Origin of the sequence: Vibrio sp. Hep-1b-8 (assembly GCF_006124995.1) — a bacterium.
Classification (GTDB): domain Bacteria; phylum Pseudomonadota; class Gammaproteobacteria; order Enterobacterales; family Vibrionaceae; genus Vibrio.
In genome coordinates this window covers 1-2,289 of record NZ_QEWN01000123.1, presented here as the reverse complement: position 1 = coordinate 2,289, position 2,289 = coordinate 1, and the positions used below count along the sequence as shown (strand labels likewise).

Annotated in this window: 1 protein-coding gene, 1 tRNA gene and 2 rRNA genes; 3 read left to right on the top strand and 1 reads right to left on the bottom strand. The window is 48.4% G+C overall.

Annotated elements, in window-relative coordinates; translation table 11 throughout:
* From DA100_RS16590 to DA100_RS16580, 3 genes are all read left to right on the top strand, one after another.
* Positions 1 to 642 (top strand): 23S ribosomal RNA (locus DA100_RS16590); the annotation flags it as partial.
* An 82-nt stretch (positions 643 to 724) separates the two neighbouring features.
* Positions 725 to 840, top strand: a 5S ribosomal RNA gene (gene rrf, locus DA100_RS16585).
* A 32-nt stretch (positions 841 to 872) separates the two neighbouring features.
* Positions 873 to 949 (top strand) — tRNA-Asp (locus DA100_RS16580).
* 191 nt (positions 950 to 1,140) lie between these two features.
* On the opposite strand, the gene DA100_RS16575 is transcribed toward DA100_RS16580, so the two are convergent.
* Positions 1,141 to 2,176 (bottom strand): IS630 family transposase gene (locus DA100_RS16575; protein WP_138973146.1). Its coding sequence is split into 2 segments (ribosomal slippage): positions 1,141 to 1,716 and positions 1,718 to 2,176, totalling 1,035 coding nucleotides; the frame shifts between segments, so codons are not numbered across the junction.
* Between the last annotated feature and the right edge of the window lie 113 nt (positions 2,177 to 2,289).

The following is a 2,289-nucleotide window of genomic DNA, read 5'->3' as shown; positions in this document are numbered from 1 at the left end:
CCCAAAGAGTAACGGAGGAGCACGAAGGTGGGCTAATCACGGTTGGACATCGTGAGGTTAGTGCAATGGCATAAGCCCGCTTGACTGCGAGAATGACAATTCGAGCAGGTGCGAAAGCAGGTCATAGTGATCCGGTGGTTCTGTATGGAAGGGCCATCGCTCAACGGATAAAAGGTACTCCGGGGATAACAGGCTGATACCGCCCAAGAGTTCATATCGACGGCGGTGTTTGGCACCTCGATGTCGGCTCATCACATCCTGGGGCTGAAGTCGGTCCCAAGGGTATGGCTGTTCGCCATTTAAAGTGGTACGCGAGCTGGGTTTAGAACGTCGTGAGACAGTTCGGTCCCTATCTGCCGTGGGCGTTGGAAGATTGAAGGGGGCTGCTCCTAGTACGAGAGGACCGGAGTGGACGAACCTCTGGTGTTCGGGTTGTGTCGCCAGACGCATTGCCCGGTAGCTAAGTTCGGAATCGATAACCGCTGAAAGCATCTAAGCGGGAAGCGAGCCCTGAGATGAGTCTTCCCTGACCCCTTGAGGGTCCTAAAGGGTTGTTCGAGACTAGAACGTTGATAGGCAGGGTGTGTAAGCGCTGTGAGGCGTGGAGCTAACCTGTACTAATTGCCCGTGAGGCTTAACCATACAACACCCAAAGGGTTTTGTGGACTCGATGTAAGAACATTGAATGTGTAAGAACTGACAGCTTTCCAGATTAAAGAATTTGCTTGGCGACCATAGCGATTTGGACCCACCTGATTCCATTCCGAACTCAGAAGTGAAACGAATTAGCGCCGATGGTAGTGTGGGGCTTCCCCATGTGAGAGTAGGACATCGCCAGGCTTTAAATTTAGACTCAAGAGTCTAACCAGTGCGGAGCGGTAGTTCAGTTGGTTAGAATACCGGCCTGTCACGCCGGGGGTCGCGGGTTCGAGTCCCGTCCGCTCCGCCACTTATTCCAGACCCCAGCAGAAATGCTGGGGTCTTTTCGTTTCTATCAGGTTATTTTGGTCTTCGACCAACGAGTCCCGGTTGCCTGCAACCCCAGACTAGGCGTCCCCGCCGTCCGCCATTTATTCAGAAAGCCTAGTCTTACGACTAGGCTTTCGTCGTTTTAGAAGCCTGTAATACCAATCTGGAAAATTAACTGGTCAGGTTTATCCACTCCCTTTTGCACATCGTTTGCACCCTATCTGCGCTTTCCAAGAAGCCATTCCATGCTCTACATACCTTCTCGACAACATCGTTATAGTTCGAAAAACTTTGGTTGGCTAAATAGTGTTGTCGCAGCCAACTCCATACTTGTTCAATTGGATTTGGCTCTGGTGAATAGGGAGGCAATTTGATGATGCTGACATTGTCAAACTGCTCGGCAATATCACTGGTATGCCATCCAGCACCATCCATTATGACAACTGCATGACGACCTCGCTCGGTGGCTTGCGATATTTGACCAAGGTGCTGAATCATAATCTCTTTGTTTACCCAAGGGACGACTATCGCCTCTCCAATTCCTCTTGTAGGACAGACTGAACCGAATAAGTAAGCATATTCAAATTGCTGCTGTTTCACCGCTCGCGGTCTTGTGCCGCGCTTAGCCCAAAGACGAGTTGTTGTATTTTGTTGTCCAAATCGAGCTTCGTCTTGAAACCAAACATCGACGGCCTCAAGCCCCATATGGCCGGGGAGCTTGAGGATCGTTTCAATTTTGAATTTTTTTAAAATCGTCTTGGGTTTGTTGGGATTGAGAAGGGTGGTTGGAGCGCGATGTTATCCAAGAAAAGCCCATATGATTGAGCAAATAATAGATGGAGTCAGGGTGATAATGTTTGCCAAATTCTTTAATGATGTAGGCATGAATATCGCTACCCGTTAATCTACCGCCAGAAGAATCCGAAGCTCGACTTTCAATAAATAGGCTTAACTGCTCACGCTGTTTTGGGGTAAGAAATGCAGGGCGTCCTGTTCTTGGTTTTTCCTGTAGTCCTTCAAGCCCCTCCTCAAGAAAGGTTTGAACCCACTTGTTCACGCTAGTGCGGCTTACCTTCAGGTATTTGGCAATCTGTGTTCGAGACCGCCCTTCTTTAAAGTGTGCTAGAGCAAGTAAACGCATCTTCATTTGTATAGACTTCTGCAGACTAGCGAGTTTTTTAAAGTCGATGTTGTCGAGGCTATCCATGGCATTCTCGTGTAGAAATGACAGCCTTAATTAGATCATGTTTTTACTTAGATTGGTATTAAATCGTTCGACATAGGAGTTCTGAGTCGGTTTGCCTGGCTGGATAAATTCCA